Source organism: Streptomyces sp. NBC_01471, from assembly GCF_041438865.1.
In the GTDB taxonomy this organism is placed as follows: domain Bacteria; phylum Actinomycetota; class Actinomycetes; order Streptomycetales; family Streptomycetaceae; genus Streptomyces.
The window spans coordinates 5,675,763-5,692,371 of record NZ_CP109450.1; the positions used below are offsets into that span (position 1 = coordinate 5,675,763).

Sequence of the window (16,609 nt, forward strand, 5' to 3'; positions counted from 1 at the left end):
ATGCCTTATCTCTCCCGTATCCGCATCAATCCTCTACGCGCCGAGAGCCGCAAACTTCTCGCCAGCCCGCGCGCGATGCACGCCGCGGTCCAAGGCGGGGTCCCCGGCCTGCCCGAACAAGAACGCACTCTGTGGCGGCTCGACCCGGACAACCCGCACCGCCCCCAGCTGTTCGTCCTCACCACAGACAAACCAGACTGGACCCACCTGGTTGAACAGGCAGGATGGCCCGGCGCCGACGGCGAGCACTATGCCGTACGCGACTACGCTCCGCTCCTGCAGCAACTAGCACTGGGCCGCAGCTTCGCTTTCCGCCTCACGGCCAACCCCGTCCAGAACACCAACCGGCCCGACAAACTCACCGCGCGCCAACAGGCACGCGTCGAAGCCGGCGACCGCCGCAGCTTCCGCCTCGGCCACCGGACCACCGCAGCCCAGCTCAGATGGTTCCTCACCCGCACCGCACGCTGGGGGTTCGACATTCCCAACGCCCCACACCTTGAAGGAACCCACGACACAGACAACGAACCACCCCGCGACATCCGCATCACCACCCGTCAGCGCCGCTCCTTCGGCAAGGGGGTGGTCACCGCGAAAGAAGCCCACGTCGTCATGAACTCCGTGACCTTCGAAGGACGCTTGCGCATCACTGACCCCGCTCTTCTCACCGAGCGCCTCCTGGCCGGTATCGGCCCCTCCAAGGCATACGGATGCGGACTGCTCACCCTCGCCCCGCTCCCCGAAGGGGCATGAACAGCCGTGCCCGATATCTGGTGGAAGGCCGACCCTCAGGATCTGCACCGCCTCGTCGACCGGGTCTCCAGCGTCTACGTGGAGCGAAGTCACCTGGACCGCGACGAGAACGCCGTCGTCATCATCAACAAGCAGCAAACCGTCCGGGTCCCCGCAGCCATGGTGGCCGTCATGCTCCTCGGCCCCGGAACCCGCGTCACCCACGGTGCCATCCGCCTGCTCGCCGACTCCGGCACCACCGTGTGCTGGGTCGGCGAACAAGGCGTCCGCATGTACGCAGCCGGCCTGGGCCCCAGCCGGGGCGCCGGCCTCCTCCACCGGCAGGCATGGCTCGTCACCCGCCCCAAGGAACGCCTCGCCGTCGCCCGCGCCATGTACAGCATGCGCTTCCCCGGCGAGGACATCTCCTGCAGGCATGGCTCGTCACCCGCCCCAAGGAACGCCTCGCCGTCGCCCGCGCCATGTACAGCATGCGCTTCCCCGGCGAGGACATCTCCGCCCTCACCATGCAACAACTCCGCGGCCGTGAAGGCACACGCGTCCGCAAGTACTACCGCTCCCAGGCGGACCGCACCGGAGTCCCCTGGAATGGCCGCCTCTACAAAGCCGGCGACGCCTTCGCAGCAGGTGACGACCTCAACCGACTCCTATCCGCAGCCAACGCGGCCCTCTACGGCATCTGCCACGCCGTCATCATCGGACTCGGCGCCAGCCCAGGACTCGGTTTCGTCCACACCGGAAAAGCAACATCCTTCGTCCTGGACATCGCCGACCTCTACAAGGCCGAATACACCATTCCGCTCGCCTTCGATCTCGCCGCACAAGGACTCACAGAAGAACGCGACGCACGACTCGGCCTGCGCGACCTCATCGCCCGCGACAGACTCCTCAGCCGCATCGTCACCGACGTCAAAAACCTGCTCACCCCCGAAGGCACGGACTTCGACGACCCCGAAGCGAACCTTCTGTGGGACGAGCACCTCGGCGCTGTTCCGGGCGGCACCAACTACGCCGCCCACGCAGACCTGTCAGCACACGACATGACCGACAACCACATCGCCGTTATCGGTCCCGAAATCAACGACACCGAAGCCACATCATGACCGTCATCATCCTCATCGCCGCCCCAGAGGGCCTCCGAGGACACCTCACCCGCTGGATGGTCGAGGCCAGCGCCGGCGTATTCGTCGGCAACCCCAGCCGCCGCATCCGCGACCGCCTCTGGGAACTTCTGGCCATCCGCATCGATGATGGGCAGGCCATCCTCATCGAGCCCGCCGCCAACGAACAGGGATGGGCCGTCCGTACCGCAGGCCGCGACCGCTGGCAGCCCGTCGACTTCGACGGACTGATCCTCTCTGCCCGCCCCAAGAAACAACTAAATGAAAACAGCTATCCCGCTCGGTAAAATCGCAGCTCAAAAAGCGTCGACCCCGCGCCCGCGGGGATAGTCCTCCGTGCGCGGATCCGCAGTCCCGCCGAACTGCGTCGACCCCGCGCCCGCGGGGATAGTCCGTCTGCCCCCGCTCTTATCCGCGTGCTCTCGCAGTCGACCCCGCGCCCGCGGGGATAGTCCGCCACGGAGAACATTCCGGCGGTGAGTACAAAGGTCGACCCCGCGCCCGCGGGGATAGTCCAGCAGCTGGGGCGTGTGGCCGCCGCCCCAGTGTGTCGACCCCGCGCCCGCGGGGATAGTCCCCACTGCTGTCCACCCTGCTCGCTGTCACCGACGTCGACCCCGCGCCCGCGGGGATAGTCCGCGCTCGACGGGATCGAGACGGTGGCCGACGGCGTCGACCCCGCGCCCGCGGGGATAGTCCGGGCGGCACCACCAGTTCGGCCGCGGTGACGGTGTCGACCCCGCGCCCGCGGGGATAGTCCGCTCTGTAGACACAGCTGTACCCCGGACGTTAGGTCGACCCCGCGCCCGCGGGGATAGTCCGTCCACACCAAGACCATTGGTTGCTACTACTCAGTCGACCCCGCGCCCGCGGGGATAGTCCCCCGAGACGTGCGCGACGATTGACCTGCACGGCGTCGACCCCGCGCCCGCGGGGATAGTCCTCTGCGTAAGCGTAAGAAGATCGCGCAGACGTGGTCGACCCCGCGCCCGCGGGGATAGTCCGGAGGACTCCTTGAACGGCAACCGTCCCGGAGCGTCGACCCCGCGCCCGCGGGGATAGTCCGGACAGGTCCCAGGGCGTCACCGTGCAGACCGGGTCGACCCCGCGCCCGCGGGGATAGTCCGCGGCCTACGTGCCCGGTGGGGATGGCGATGAGGTCGACCCCGCGCCCGCGGGGATAGTCCGAACCCCCGGTCCACCGCCGACGCTGTGAAGTGGTCGACTCCGCGCCCGCGGGGGATAGTCCGACCTGGCCGAGGTCGGCGGAAACCATGGCCAGGTCGACCCCGCGCCCGCGGGGATAGTCCGGACGCCCGCCATGCCGCTCCGCGCCTGGATGCGTCGACCCCGCGCCCGCGGGGATAGTCCGACCGGCTCGACGACTGCGAGCGTGCGCGGCTCGTCGACCCCGCGCCCGCGGGGATAGTCCCCAGACCAGCGGCGAACGGCTCCGCCTCACCCAGTCGACCCCGCGCCCTGGGGGATAGTCCGGTGCAGGTTTCCGGTGACCCGAATGCTGGCGCTGTCGACCCCGCGCCCGCGGGGATAGTCCGTGTCAGACTCTGAACTCAAGCCCTGATCCGCCGTCGACCCCGCGCCCGCGGGGATAGTCCGTCAAGGTGACCTGCGGAAAGCCCGTCCCTGACGTCGACCCCGCGCCCGCGGGGATAGTCCGGGCCTGACCACGGCTCTCAGCCGGGCCGGTGCGTCGACCCCGCGGGGATAGTCCGGGCATCCCGATCCGTACGCAGGGTCTGGGGATGCCCCGCGCCCGCGGGGATAGTCCCGACGACCAGTACGTGCGGGTCATCCCCGATAAGTCGACCCCGCGCCCGCGGGGATGGTCCGCTTGGCGATACGGGCGTTGATGCAGAGCTGGAGTCGACCCCGCGCCCGCGGGGATGGTCCGGTGCTCAAGCGGATCGACGCGAACCTCTACGAGTCAACCCCGCGCCCGCGGGGATGGTCCGGGGAGGACCGCGACTTGGCGAGGCGGGCCATTGTCGACCCCGCGCCCGCGGGGATGGTCCGCGCTGCCAGTTCCCGTGGTCTCGCCGGAGTCGGTGTGGATGCGGCGGATCTCCGCGACGAGGTGATCGTCGCGCCGCCGGCGTGCGGACTTCGGACGCCGGCGGCGGGCGTTGTAGGCGGAGACCGACAGGTCCAGTTCCCGGCAGACGGGCTCGACCCCGAAGTCATCGCGGAGGTGGTTGATCACCGCGTCGGCCTCGTGCGGGGCTGGTCGAGCTCCTTTGCGAAAAACACGCTGGCGGCCTTCAGGATCTCGTTCGCCCGTCGCAACTCAGCTGCTTCTTTGCGGAGTTGTACGAGCTCGGCTCGCTCGGCGGAGGTGAGCAGGTCGGGACGGCTGCCGTGGTCGGCCTCGGCCTGGCGGACCCACAGCCGCAAGGCTTCCTTGTGGATACCGAGATCCCGAGCCACGTGGGCGACCGGACGGCCCGAGTTCTGTACTTCACGGACGGCTCGCTCACGGAGCTCGTCGGGATACTTCCGGGGTGCAGGCATCAGACCTGTGCTTCCCATCTGCCGGATCAATCATGCCCGGCTTCAGGGCCGCTACGAATCCCGGTTCAGCTCAGTGGTCCGAGTCTGTGCTGGGGCGACGCAGTGAACGTAGCTGAGTTGAGGCGACGACAGAGTTCCGGCTGTGGGGGCGACTCCCTGCCGCCGCTGCTGGTTAGCTGGGGAGTCAGTCGCGGACTGCGGCCGTCACGGCTGAGGCAATCGCCGCGCGCGTGTTTTCGGCGTTGGTGAGATTGGCGCTGCCCGAACCTTGCGAATGGGTGCCGGTCAGCAGGAAGCGCGTCTTCGGGAAGCGTTTGGCGTCGCGGGTGGCGGCCCCGTCGGGTGCGGCGCCCACGGTCACGACGACGGTGCACTGCCGGGAGACCAGGGAGGCGAGGTACGGGGCGGCATTGGCGGCGTTCTGAGGTCCCGTCACGGCGAGGTAGGACACCTTGGCCTTGGTCAGCGCGGATGCGTCCTGCATCCCTTCCCACACCTGAGTCACGGCGGAATCCGCCAGACCGTTGGCGGGTGTCAGCAGGCACGCCTGCTGCTGGCTGTAGGCGCGGGCGCGAGAGGGCGGGATCTCGTGTGCTCCGCCTCCACCTGCCATCAGGGCCACCATCGCGGCAGTAGCCGCGACCACCACCGCACCGCTGGACAACAGCACGCGCTGCCGTGTCCCGAACAACGCCTCTTTCACGTTCACAAGCGCACCCTACGTGCCATGTCTCCGCCACTGACGGCCGACCTTGGCTGTCCGGCACGAGGCGCATACCGGGCTTTGGTGCTCTGACCAGCGAGTATCACCTCGCGGAATGAGTATCGCCGTGCCTGGCTCTTCCGGCATCAGGCAATTCTCTGGAAAAAATCCAGACAAGTCCGAAACGGATCATCGCGGCAAACTACTCAGCCCCGGTCATGTATTGATCATGTAAGCGTCAAGATCCTCTATGGGATCTGTCCTTTAGGTCTTCCATACACACAAGATCAGCACGCTTCCTTTTCCTTCTGTCCGCTGGAGTCTCCGCCGTGCGTGCTCGCCCCTACCGCCGTACCCGCCGCATGAGACGGCGGGTGGCGTTGCTCGTACTCACGGCGCTGGCCGTCATGCTGACGACCCAGCAGGCGGAGGCCGAAGACCTGACGTTGGGAGCGTTCGCGCTGCCGAGCCTCACTTCGTTGTCGTCCTGGTTCAAGGATCCGAAGTGGGGCAAACTCCCCCATCAGCAGGGCGGTTCGGCCGTCAGCCGCAGCCACCGCGCGTCTGCTGCCGCAACCCGGGCGGGCAAAGGTGCAGGGCATGCTCCGGGGAAGGGTCACGGCGAACTCGACGCCTACCGTCCCTACGCCAAGGCGGGCGGCCGTGGGAAGCACGGCAAGAGCAACAAGAGCCGCAGCACCCAGGGGTTCGACGCCCGCACCAGCAAGCGCGACGCACGCAAGTCCTCACGCACCGCCACCGCCTTCGACAACGCAGACGGCACGGTCAGCCGGAAAGTCTACCAGTCACCGGTGAACTACCGGGATGGCAAAGGCCAGTGGCAGCCCATCGACACCGCAGTCCGGACAGGATCCGACCACCGGTGGCACGAGAAGAAGAACTCCCTGGCCGTCGACTTCGCACCCCAGGCCGGCGACTCCGCCCTCGCCTCCCTTGCAACAGACGACAAGCACTCCCTCGCCTACGGACTGAAGGGCGCCGCGCCGGTCGCGGGCAAGACCACTGGAACCCGTGTCACGTACCAGGGCGTTCTGCCTCACACCGATCTGGAAGTCGCACCGATCGCCACCGGGCTCAAGGAGTCCGTCGTCCTGCACTCCGCTCAGGCCGGCAACTCCTGGACGTTCCCCCTCAAGCTCAAGGGACTGACACCGAAGCAGGCCGATGACGGCTCCATCGACCTGCGGAACTCATCGGGCAAGACGGTCGAGCGCATCCCTTCGGCGTATGCCTTCGACTCGAAGATCGATCCGCGCTCCGGAGACCCGGGCACCACCCACGCGGTCACTTACGCACTCGTCCGGGAACAGGGCAGTTACGCGCTCAAAGTGACCCTCGACGAGCACTGGCTCCACGACACACGCCGTGTCTTCCCCGTCACGGTCGACCCGACCGTGACCGACGGCTGGACCACCACCTACGCCGAGTCCGGCAACGACGGCGACCACTCGTCCGAGCAGACCATCAAGGTCGGCTCCTACGACTCCGGCACCCACTCAGCCGTCAGTTACGTGAACCACTGGGACACCGCGTGGGACGGCAGCGGCGCCACCGTCACCTCCGCGACCCTGCATCTCTTCGACACCTGGGCCGCCACCTGTACGGCCGAGCGGTTCGACGTCGCCCTGGTGACGAGCGCCTGGACTCCGAGCGGTGTCACGGGTTACCCCGGTCCGACGCACGGCTCCTCCATCGGCAACGCCACCCCGAGTGTCCCCAACGCCTGTGCCAACTCCGCCGCGGACCGCTCTGTCGGTGACTGGGTGAGCGTCCCGCTGACGGCCTCTGCCATCCAGGGCTGGTTCAACGGCACCACCGCCGACAATGGGCTCGCCGTGTACGCGTCCACCGCGGACACCCTGCACTGGAAGCAGTTCGGTTCGTTCAACGACCCGTCGCTCGGTCCGTACATCGTCGTCAACTACACGTCCAACACTCCGCCGCAGCTGTATGAGCAGTTCCCGGACAACAACGCTGTCGTGAACACCACCACCCCGGAGCTGACCGCGTGGGCCGGTGGCGCCAACTCCACCGACGGCAGCACGAACAAGTACGAGTTCCAGGTCTATGACAGCACCAACAAGAAGGTCGCCGATTCCGGCCTGATCGCCACCGGCGACTGGACCGTACCGGCTGGCAAGCTCAAGTGGGGCCAGACCTCCTACTGGACCGTCCAGGCGTACGACGCCGGCATGTACTCGACCGCGACCTACACCGCGATCTCCGTTCAGGTCCCGCAGCCTGCCATCACCTCCGGGCTCTCGCAGAACAGCAGTGACCACGGCTTCGACGCCTCCAGCAGCAACTACACGACCTCCGACACGGATGCGTCGATCTCCACCGTCGGCCCTTCGCTGGACGTCGAGCGCGACTACAACTCGCGCGACCCGCGCTGGACCGGAGGGTTCGGAGCCGGCTGGTCGAGCATCTTCGACTCCCGAGCCACCGAGCAGTACACCGCGACCGGTGCCGTATCGAGCGTCTTCGTCACCTACCCGGACGGCTCCCAGGTCGGATACGGCAAGAACCCCGACGGTACGTTCACCGCGGGCGCCGGACGCTTCGCCACCTTCAAGGCGGTCACCGGTGGGTACTCGCTGACAGACAAGGACGACACGGCCTACACCTTCACGCAGTCCCTGGGCGCCGGAGGCTACGGCCTCACGTCAGTGACCGACGCCGACGGCCGGGCTGTCAGCCTCACCTGGGCGGGCGGGCACGTCACACAGATGGCGTCCACGGTGTCCAGCCGCGCGCTGCACCTGACGTGGTTCACCCCGGCCGGTGCGAGCACCGCGCACATCCAGACCGTGGTCACCGACCCCGTCACCGCTGGTGCCCCGGCAACCGCACAGACCTGGACGTACGACTACACCGGGGACCAGCTGTCCACCGTCTGCTCACCGATATCGACAACCGCCTGCACCAAGTACGGCTATCAATCGGGCTCGCAGTACCAGAACGCCTCCCTCGACCTCGACCCGCACGCGATGTGGCCGATGTCGGAGGCTTCCGGCAGCACTGCCAAGGACGCGGTCCTGGCCAACGAAGGCACCACCAATGCCACCTACCAGAACGTCGCCCTGGGACAGCCCGGTCCGCTGACCGGCGGTACGGCCACGGTCGCCGGGTTCAACGGCACCTCGTCCGACGTCGTGCTGCCGAACGACCTCGGAAATGACACCGACTCCGGAGCGCTGTCGCTCTGGTTCAAGACGTCGGCCGGCCCGGGAGTCCTGTACTCCTACGCCTCCCAGCCCATCAGCTCAGGCGACGCGGCCGGCTTCTACACCCCGTCCGTCTACGTGGGTACGGACGGCAAACTGAACGCCGAGTTCTGGTACAGCGGCGGCATCAACCCCATCACCACCAGCGCATCGGTCGCCGACGGCAAGTGGCACCACGTGGTGCTCTCGGCCGCGGGCAACTCCCAGAGCCTTTACCTGGACAATGCGAAGGTCGGCTCGCGCAGCGGCACCGTGTCCATCCAGAGCGCGGTCGCCTTCGGCAAGAACCAGCCCTTCAACTACCTGGGCACCGGATTCCTCGGCGGTAACTGGCCGGATGAGCCGCATCAGAGCTCCACGTCCAAGGACGGGTACGCGACCTACTTCAACGGCTCCATCGCGGATGCCGCCTGGTACGACCGACCGCTGGTCGCCGCCGACGTCAGCTCGCTCTACAAGTACGGCACCCATGCGGCGAGTCTGTTGACCTCCATCACGCGTCCGTCCGGCAAGACCTACCAGGCGATGGCCTACGACCCGGTCACCACTGCGCTGACCCAGGAGACCGACGAGAACGGCGGCGTCTGGAAGCTCGGCGCCCCGACCGTCACCGGCTCCAGCCAGACCTACCGGGGCGCGGTGCTCGGCAGCGCGCCCGCCACCTATTTGCGGCTCGGCGAAGCGTCCGGTGCTACGACGGCTGCCGACGAGACACGCGGTGGCAATGGCACCTACAGCGGCGCGACGCTGGGCGCCGCCGGCCCCTTCACCGACCAGAAGACAGCGTCTTTCAACGGCACCTCGTCGCGCGTGCAGATACCCGACACCGTTACCGGTGACAAGGAAGCGACTGCGGAGGTGTGGTTCTCGACGACGCACGGCGGGGGCATTCTGCTCAACGCCCAGTCCGGCCCGGTGGGCGGCACTGTTTCCTCCACCGCCCCGATCCTGTGGATCGGCTCGGACAACAAACTGCACGGCGGCTTCTACACAACTGGCGGCTCCGTCCAGCTCTCCTCCGCCGGTACGGTCACCGACGGCAAGTGGCACCACGCCCTGATCAGCGCCACCGGAACCGACCAGACCCTCTACTTGGACGGAAACCAGTCCGCGACCAAGGCATCCACCGCCGCCCTCACGAACAGCGCGCGCAGCACGATCTATCTCGGCACAGGCACCACCGGAAGTGGCTGGGCCGGTCTGACCAGCGGCACCACCGCCTACTACAACGGTTCGCTCGCCGAAGCGGCGCTCTACCGCACCGCACTCACCGCGCAGGACGCCGCAGCCCACGTGGAGGCGGCCAAGAACTCCACCGGGCTGCTGCCCGTGGAGACCGTGAAGGTGACATCCCCGACCCCGGCCACCCTCACGTACACCTACGACGTCACCAACAGCAACCGGGCCCTGACCGAGACCGACGGTCTCGGAAACAAGACCAGCTTCGGCTACGACACCGGTGGATTCGAGCACACCGTCACCGACCCCAACGGGGCGATGACCGTCACAGGCCACGACGTGCGCGGCAACGTGGTCTCCTCGACCACCTGTCAGGACCAGGCGGCCAACCGCTGCTCGACCGATTACTACAGCTACTACCCCGACGACACCACCGCCCAGCTCACCACCGCCGACCCGCGCAACGACCTGCTGCTGACGGAGCGGGACGGACGCTCCTCATCCGCGACCGACGACACCTATCTGACCTCGTACACCTACGACACCGCAGGTGACCAGACCAAGATCACCGGCCCTGCGGTGGCCGGATTTCCCGACGGCCGTTCCACCAGCACGGTGTACTCCGACGGCACCAGCGCCTACCCTGCCGCCGACAGCGGAGCAGTGCCGAAGGGCCTTCCCGTGGAGACGGTCAGCCCGGGCGGCGCCGTCAACTCGGTGTCGTACTTCAAGAACGGTGACGTCGCCTCGACCACCGACGCCGTCGGCCTCGTGTCCACCTTCAGCTACGACGGACTCGGCCAGGTCCTCACCAAGAAGGTCGTCTCCGACACCTACCCGGCCGGTCTCACCACCACCTTCACCTACGACGCTGCAGGGCAGGTCACCGAGGAAGACGACCCCCAACTCACCGACCGCATCACCGGCGCCACTCACGCGGCCGTATCCACCACGGCGTTCGACGCCGACGGAAACGTGACCTCGCAGACGGTCGCCGACGCGAAGGGCGGAGACAAGTCCCGTACCGAAAAGCAGACATACGACGCCTACGACCACGTGCAGACCGAGTCCGACGCGAACAATGCGGCAGGCGCGTCCAACGGCAACACGACGACCTACACCTACGACCTCTCCGGGAACAAGACCACCGAGGTCACCTCCTCGGGCACCGAAACCCGGTACACGTACAACGACAACGGTGACCTGCTCACTCAGGGCGTCATGTACAGCGGCAGCCCGCTGAATCCGCAGCCCCCCTCACTACTCACCGAGTCCTCACGGGCCTACGACCCGGCCGGCCGCCTCGCGTCAGTGACCGATGCCATGGGCAACACCACGGCGTACACCTACACCGACGACGGGCTCACCGCGACGGTGAAGCGCACCAGCGCAGACGGCAGCAGCAGCTCCGTCCTGGAGGCGGACACCTACGACGCCGAGGGCAACGTACTCACCAGCACTACCGACAACGGTGAGAACGTCACCACATACACGGTCGACGCGGCGTCCCGCAACACCTCCACCACCACCGACCCGACCGGTGTGGACCGCGTCTCCACCGTCTCGTACACCCCCGACGACGAGGTCGCCAGCGAGAGCGATCACGACGCCTCCGGCTATGACGCCACCACGACGAGCACCTACGACGCGATGGGCAACACGCTCAGTGAGACGCTGTACGGCGACGCCTCGGGGCATCCCAGCGGCTGGTGGAAACTGAACCAGCCTTCGGGAACCAACGTCACCGACTCCTCCGGGACCGGGAACACAGCTACCGTCTCCGGTGCGACGTGGTCGGATTCCGCCGCGCACTTCTCCGGCACCACGGGGCAGCAGATCTCCACCAATGCGCCGGTGCTCGACACCACGGCGTCGTACACGGTCTCCGCCTGGGTGAACCTGGACTCGCTGCCCACGCACAACGCAGCGGTGGTGGCCCAGACGGGCAGCACCAACAGCTCCTTCATGCTCATGTACAACACCTCCCACAACGGCACACCGCTCTGGGACATGGAGCAGACCACCAAGGACGCGTCAGGCACTGCTTTCCCCGGGGCCTACGCGACGGCCGCGCCGAAGGCCGGCTCCTGGACCCATCTGGTGGGGGTCTTCGACGCCACGACCGGCGCCGAACAGCTCTACGTGGACGGCGCGTTGTCGGGAACCGGCACGAACGCCACACCGTGGAACGCGAGCGGCCCGCTGACCATCGGACAGGATAAGTACGCGGGAAGCGACTCCGATCCGTTGCCCGGCGGAGTATCCAACGTGCAGGTCTACCAGCGCGCTCTGTCCGCCTCCGATGTCTCCTCCCTGTACGGCAAGGGCCGCAACGGCGGCACCGTCGGCTCTTCCAACGAGCAGACCACGTCGTACACGTACGACAAGCGCGGACTCCAGTCCTCGATGACCGACGCCGAGCACAACACGACGAACTACTCGTACGACGAGGCCGGAAACCTCGCCGTCACCACCGCGCCGGCCGTCCAGGCGGAGGCCGACGGAACCAACCCGGCCACCATGCACCCGGTCACCTCCAGCGGTTTCAACACCTTCGGTGAGTCAGTGGAGGAGCAGGACCCCGACGGCAATGTGACAACGACGGCGTATGACGCCAATGGCAACAAGGTCTCCGAGGCCCTGCCGCCGTACACACCGCCGGACGCGAGCGAACCGGTAGCCGATACCTCGGTGTGGACCTACGACAGCGACGGCAACCAGCTCACGCAGACCACGCCGGGCGGCAGGACCACACACTCCCTCTACGACCAGCTGGGCAACGTCGTCCAGGTCACCGACGCGGACGGAAAGAACACCCAGGCCTCGTACGACACCGCAGGCGACCAGCTGACATCGACGGACCCGACAGGAGCATCCACCCAGTCGACCTACGACTACCTGGGCCGGCCCCTCACCTCCACCACCCTGGAGCGCTACCCCTCGACGCGGACCCTCACCACGACCAATTCGTATGCGGTGAGCACCGGCAACCCGTACGGGGCACACCTCGCGTCGACCACGTCCCCAGGCGGCGTCACGACGTCATACGGCTACAACCGGGCCGGAGACGTCACCTCGATGACGGACGGCGCGGGCAACACGACCAAGTACACCTACGACTTCGACGACAACCCGCAGAAGACGATCCTGGCGGACGGAACCTGGAGCGAGACCGACTACAACGCGTCCGGCCAGCCGACGTACGACAAGCAGTACGACGCGAACGACAAACTGCTCAGCCAGTCCTCACAGGAGTACGACGGCGCCGGCAACGTCATCGCATCCACCGACCCCAACGGGCACACCAGCCGCTTCACCTACGACGGGGCCGGCACGGTCACCCAGGAGATCCAGCCGGTCGACGCCTCGACATCGATCACGACAAGCTTCGGCTACGACGCGGCAGGCAACCGGACACGCTTCACCGACGGACGCGGCAACGCCTGGCGGTACACCTACAACGGCCGCGGCCAGCAGGCGTCGATCGCCGAGCCGACCACAGCGCAGTACACCTCGGCCGCCGACTCGACCACGGCCTTCGCCTACGACGCCGACGGCCAGATGACCAAGGCCGTGCTGCCCGGCGGCACGACCACGTCGATGACGTACGACGCCAACGGCGACCTCAAAACGATGTCCGGACAAGGCGCGGACGCCGCCACCGCGACCCGCAACTTCACCTACGACAGCAACGGCCGGGTGAAGAGCGCCGACACCGATGCCGCGGGCATCGCAGGCCAGGCCGACCACCAGGACGCCACCCACGAGGCATTCGGCTACGACGACCGCAGCGACCTCCTGTCGGCCTCGGGCTCCGCGGGCACATCCAGCTTCACCTACAACGACGACTCGTCCCCACTGACCAGGACGGACGCGGCCGGCACCACCAAGTACGGCTACGACACAGCCGGCCGGCTCAAAACCCTCGACGATCCAGCCACCGGCACACAGCTCTCGTACACCTACGGGCAGCTCAACGAGGTCAAGCAGATCCAGTACGGCGCCACCGGCCAGGTCAGAACGCTGGGCTACAACTCCGCGCACGAACTGACCGGAGACACACTGCGCCAGGGCGCCACGAACCTGTCGAACATCACCTATGGATACGACAACAACGGCAACCTGAAGTCGAAGAAGACGGAGGGTGTGACGGGCGCGTCCTCGAACACCTACACCTTCGACTGGGCGGACCGCCTTACGTCCTGGAACAACGGAACCAAGAACACCGCCTACAGCTACGACGCTTCAGGCAACCGGGTACGGGTTGGCTCGGACGTCTACACCTACGATGCCCGCGACCAGCTGACCTCGGACGGCACACACACCTACAGCTATTCGGCGCGCGGCACCATGACATCGCAGTCATCGGTGGCGGATGGCACACAGAAGTTCACAACGGACGCGTACGGCGGCCAGATCACCGCCGGTACACAGTCCTTCGGCCTGGACGCGATGGGCCGCGACATCACGGACCGGGAATCCGTGTCCGGCGACACCCGGACCTTCCAGTACTCCGGGGCGGACAACACGATCGCCTCGGACGACGACTCCACCTATACCTACGACCCCTCCGGCGGCCTGGTCGGGATCGGCTCGCAGACCGGCGGGCCTGGTGTGCTTGCGCTGACGGATCAGCACGACGACGTCGTCGGAACGTTCACGTCGGGCGCGAGCACTCTGACGGGCTCGGCGAGTTACGACCCACTGGGGAACACTCTTGGGCTGTCCACTGTGGCAGGCCACCTGGGCTTCCAGTCAGGGTGGACGCAACCGGGCTCGACCCCGGATACGGATTCGGGTGATGTCGGAACAGCATCACGCTGGTACAACCCGGACACCGGGACATTCCGGAATAAGGACAGCATCGCGCTGGACCCCGTCCCGAACTCGGTGTCCGCGAACCCCTTCGCCTACGTCGATGACAATCCCATGGCAGGCACCGACGAGTCGGGCAACTGCTCCTGGTACGACGTGGTCTGCGGTGCCAAGAAGGTAGTTCACAAGGCCAAGCACGTCGTCAAAAAGGTGGCGCACAAGGTCTACCACGCGGTCAAGAAGGCCGTGAAGAAGGTCGTACACGCGGCCAAGCACGTCGCCCGCAAGATCGTGCACAAAGTCCGGGACGTCTACCACGCAACCGTGCGGGTCGTCCGCCGCGTCTACCACTACACGTCACGCAGAGTCAGACGGGTCTACCACGCAGCGGTCCATGTGGTGCATACCGCCTATCACAAGGTGTCGAAGGTCGTACACCGTGTGGTGCACGCGGCGAAGAAGGTCGTGCACACGGTCAAGAAGGCCGTCAAGAAGGCCGCGCACGTGGTGAAGCAGGCGGCACGCACCGCTTACCACGCCACGGTCACGGCAGCGAAGACAGCGGCCACGTTCGTCAAGCACCATGCGGCTGCGATCACGTCATTCGTCGTATCGACCGCGGTGTTCGCGGGCTGCGAGGCAGTGACCGCGGGCGTCGGCTCGATCGGCTGCGCGGCAGCCGCGGGCGCGGCAGGAGCACTGGTCACGCAGGGCTTCGCGTGCGCCCAGAAGGGCGGCGACGCGTGCAGCGTCGGAGCCTTCGCCGGCTCGGCGGTCGAGGGCGGCATCGAGGGCGCACTGGGCGGCGCCCTGGGCAAGATCGGCGGCTCCCTGCTGGCGAAAGCGGCACCCAAGGCGATGAAGGTCGTCGGCGGGCTGTTCGGGAAGGGCGCATCGGAAGCCGAGGACACCGCGGCCACGGACGCCACGTCCGAGGCCACAGCACGAGGCGAGCAGGAGGCGGCAGGGTCACGGACCGAGGGATGCGGCACCGTCCACAGCTTCACCGGCGGGACGCGTGTCCTGATGGCCAACGGATTCTCGAAGGCCATTGCCCAGGTCAAGGTTGGTGACACGATCGCGAACTCGGTGCCGGGCGTGTCGGGCACCGAGGCTCACAAGGTCACGGCGGTGATCGTCACGCACACGGACCACGACTTCGTGGACGTGACGGTCAAGGCGGGTGGAGCTGCCGCGGCGAAGGACGCGTCGGCATCACCATCGGCGGGTAAGGCGTCGGTGGCGAAGAGCATTGCTAAGAAGGCGGTCCGTAAGGCGGCCTTCGGCCTGGCAGCGTCGGCCGCGGTACTGGGGGCGCTGTCGGCGCACCACGCGACAGGACCGGCCTCTGACACGGCCACAGTCGCGGCTGTCAGTCAAGTACAGGCGGCTGACGCATCAGCACCGGTGGCGGCCAAGGAGGTGGCGACGAAGGGCGAACACCTCACCACCACCTTCCACCACCCCTTCTACGACAAAACCCGAGCCGCATTCACCGAGGCCAAGAACCTCCACCAGGGCGACGTCCTCCAGACCCCAGCCGGCACGGCAAAGGTCATCAGTGTCCGCCTCTACCACGCCAACACCACCACCTACGACCTCACCATCGGCAGCCTGCATACGTACTATGTGCTCGCTGGGGCCACACCGGTCCTCGTCCATAACTGCAATGGGACAATCGATCCCAAGTTGGTCAGGTTCTCGCAGGATACCGTTAGTCCGCGCTTCAGCAGCGGTGAGACAATTGAGCAGACTGCTGCTGGCTTGCGATCGGGCTACGTAAAGCCGGAGGATTTGCCAACTATGCGCCTCCAGTACAAGGGTGGGAACCTTCATACGCTTGACAATCGGCGTCTGGTTGCCTTCCAAAAGGCGGGGGTTCAAATGCCCTTCAGGATGGCTACCCCTGAAGAAATCGCAGCTGAATCATGGAAGTTCACGACGAAAAACGAAGGGAGGTCGATTGTGATCAATCACTTCGACCCAGTGGGGTGGGCCCCATGAACTGGCCTGATGCGCAGCTGAACGAGATCAAGTCGAGGGATGATCTTGCTGCGTACTTGCAGGATCTGGCAAAGGCGGTCAGCGATGGACGGGTTGCATTGGGGAACCCCCTGACCGCCGATTACCTAGACGCTTCTGCCCGGTGGACTAATGCGATGGACGGGTTCTTTATGAATGTCATCGGAGAGCCAGTTCCCGAATCGCCGAGCTGGGCAATGGTCGCGGCAATATTCCGTGCTGCCGTAACTTACGAGTAG

General features: G+C 66.7%; 7 protein-coding genes, 1 pseudogene and 1 CRISPR repeat array. Of the genes and pseudogenes, 6 read left to right on the forward strand and 2 right to left on the reverse strand.

Annotation, left to right across the window (positions count from 1 at the left end; translation table 11 throughout):
• From cas6e to cas2e, 4 genes and pseudogenes are all read left to right on the forward strand, one after another.
• Nucleotides 1-753: a type I-E CRISPR-associated protein Cas6/Cse3/CasE gene (cas6e, locus tag OG285_RS25465; RefSeq protein WP_371793614.1), complete on the forward strand. Its 753-nt coding sequence runs from the start codon at nt 1-3 to the stop codon at nt 751-753.
• 78 nt (nt 754-831) lie between these two features.
• A pseudogene (locus OG285_RS25470) lies at nt 832-1,074 on the forward strand (type I-E CRISPR-associated endonuclease Cas1); the annotation flags it as partial.
• Nucleotides 1,075-1,214: 140 nt separating this feature from the next.
• On the forward strand, nt 1,215-1,856 hold the full coding sequence (gene cas1 / locus OG285_RS25475; RefSeq protein WP_371792331.1) for a CRISPR-associated endonuclease Cas1: 642 nt from the start codon (nt 1,215-1,217) through the stop codon (nt 1,854-1,856).
• Nucleotides 1,853-2,161: a type I-E CRISPR-associated endoribonuclease Cas2e gene (cas2e, locus tag OG285_RS25480; RefSeq protein ID WP_371792332.1), complete on the forward strand. Its 309-nt coding sequence runs from the start codon at nt 1,853-1,855 to the stop codon at nt 2,159-2,161. Before cas1 ends, cas2e begins: the two co-directional genes overlap by 4 nt.
• An 18-nt stretch (nt 2,162-2,179) precedes the next feature.
• Nucleotides 2,180-3,907: direct repeats of the CRISPR family, unit length 28 nt; unit sequence GTCGACCCCGCGCCCGCGGGGATAGTCC.
• Nucleotides 3,908-4,091: 184 nt separating this feature from the next.
• Here cas2e and OG285_RS25485 read toward each other — a convergent pair.
• Complete coding sequence (locus OG285_RS25485; protein WP_371792333.1) at nt 4,092-4,421, reverse strand: transposase; 330 nt, start codon at nt 4,419-4,421, stop codon at nt 4,092-4,094.
• A gap of 166 nt (nt 4,422-4,587) precedes the next feature.
• Nucleotides 4,588-5,112: a BMP family ABC transporter substrate-binding protein gene (locus tag OG285_RS25490; RefSeq protein WP_371792334.1), complete on the reverse strand. Its 525-nt coding sequence runs from the start codon at nt 5,110-5,112 to the stop codon at nt 4,588-4,590.
• A 368-nt stretch (nt 5,113-5,480) separates the two neighbouring features.
• Between OG285_RS25490 and OG285_RS25495 the strand changes: the two genes are divergently transcribed.
• Together OG285_RS25495 and OG285_RS25500 are read left to right on the forward strand one after the other, a co-directional pair.
• Nucleotides 5,481-16,352, forward strand: coding sequence for a LamG-like jellyroll fold domain-containing protein (locus OG285_RS25495; protein WP_371792335.1), 10,872 nt, complete (start codon nt 5,481-5,483; stop codon nt 16,350-16,352).
• Complete coding sequence (locus OG285_RS25500; protein ID WP_371792336.1) at nt 16,349-16,609, forward strand: hypothetical protein; 261 nt, start codon at nt 16,349-16,351, stop codon at nt 16,607-16,609. Before OG285_RS25495 ends, OG285_RS25500 begins: the two co-directional genes overlap by 4 nt.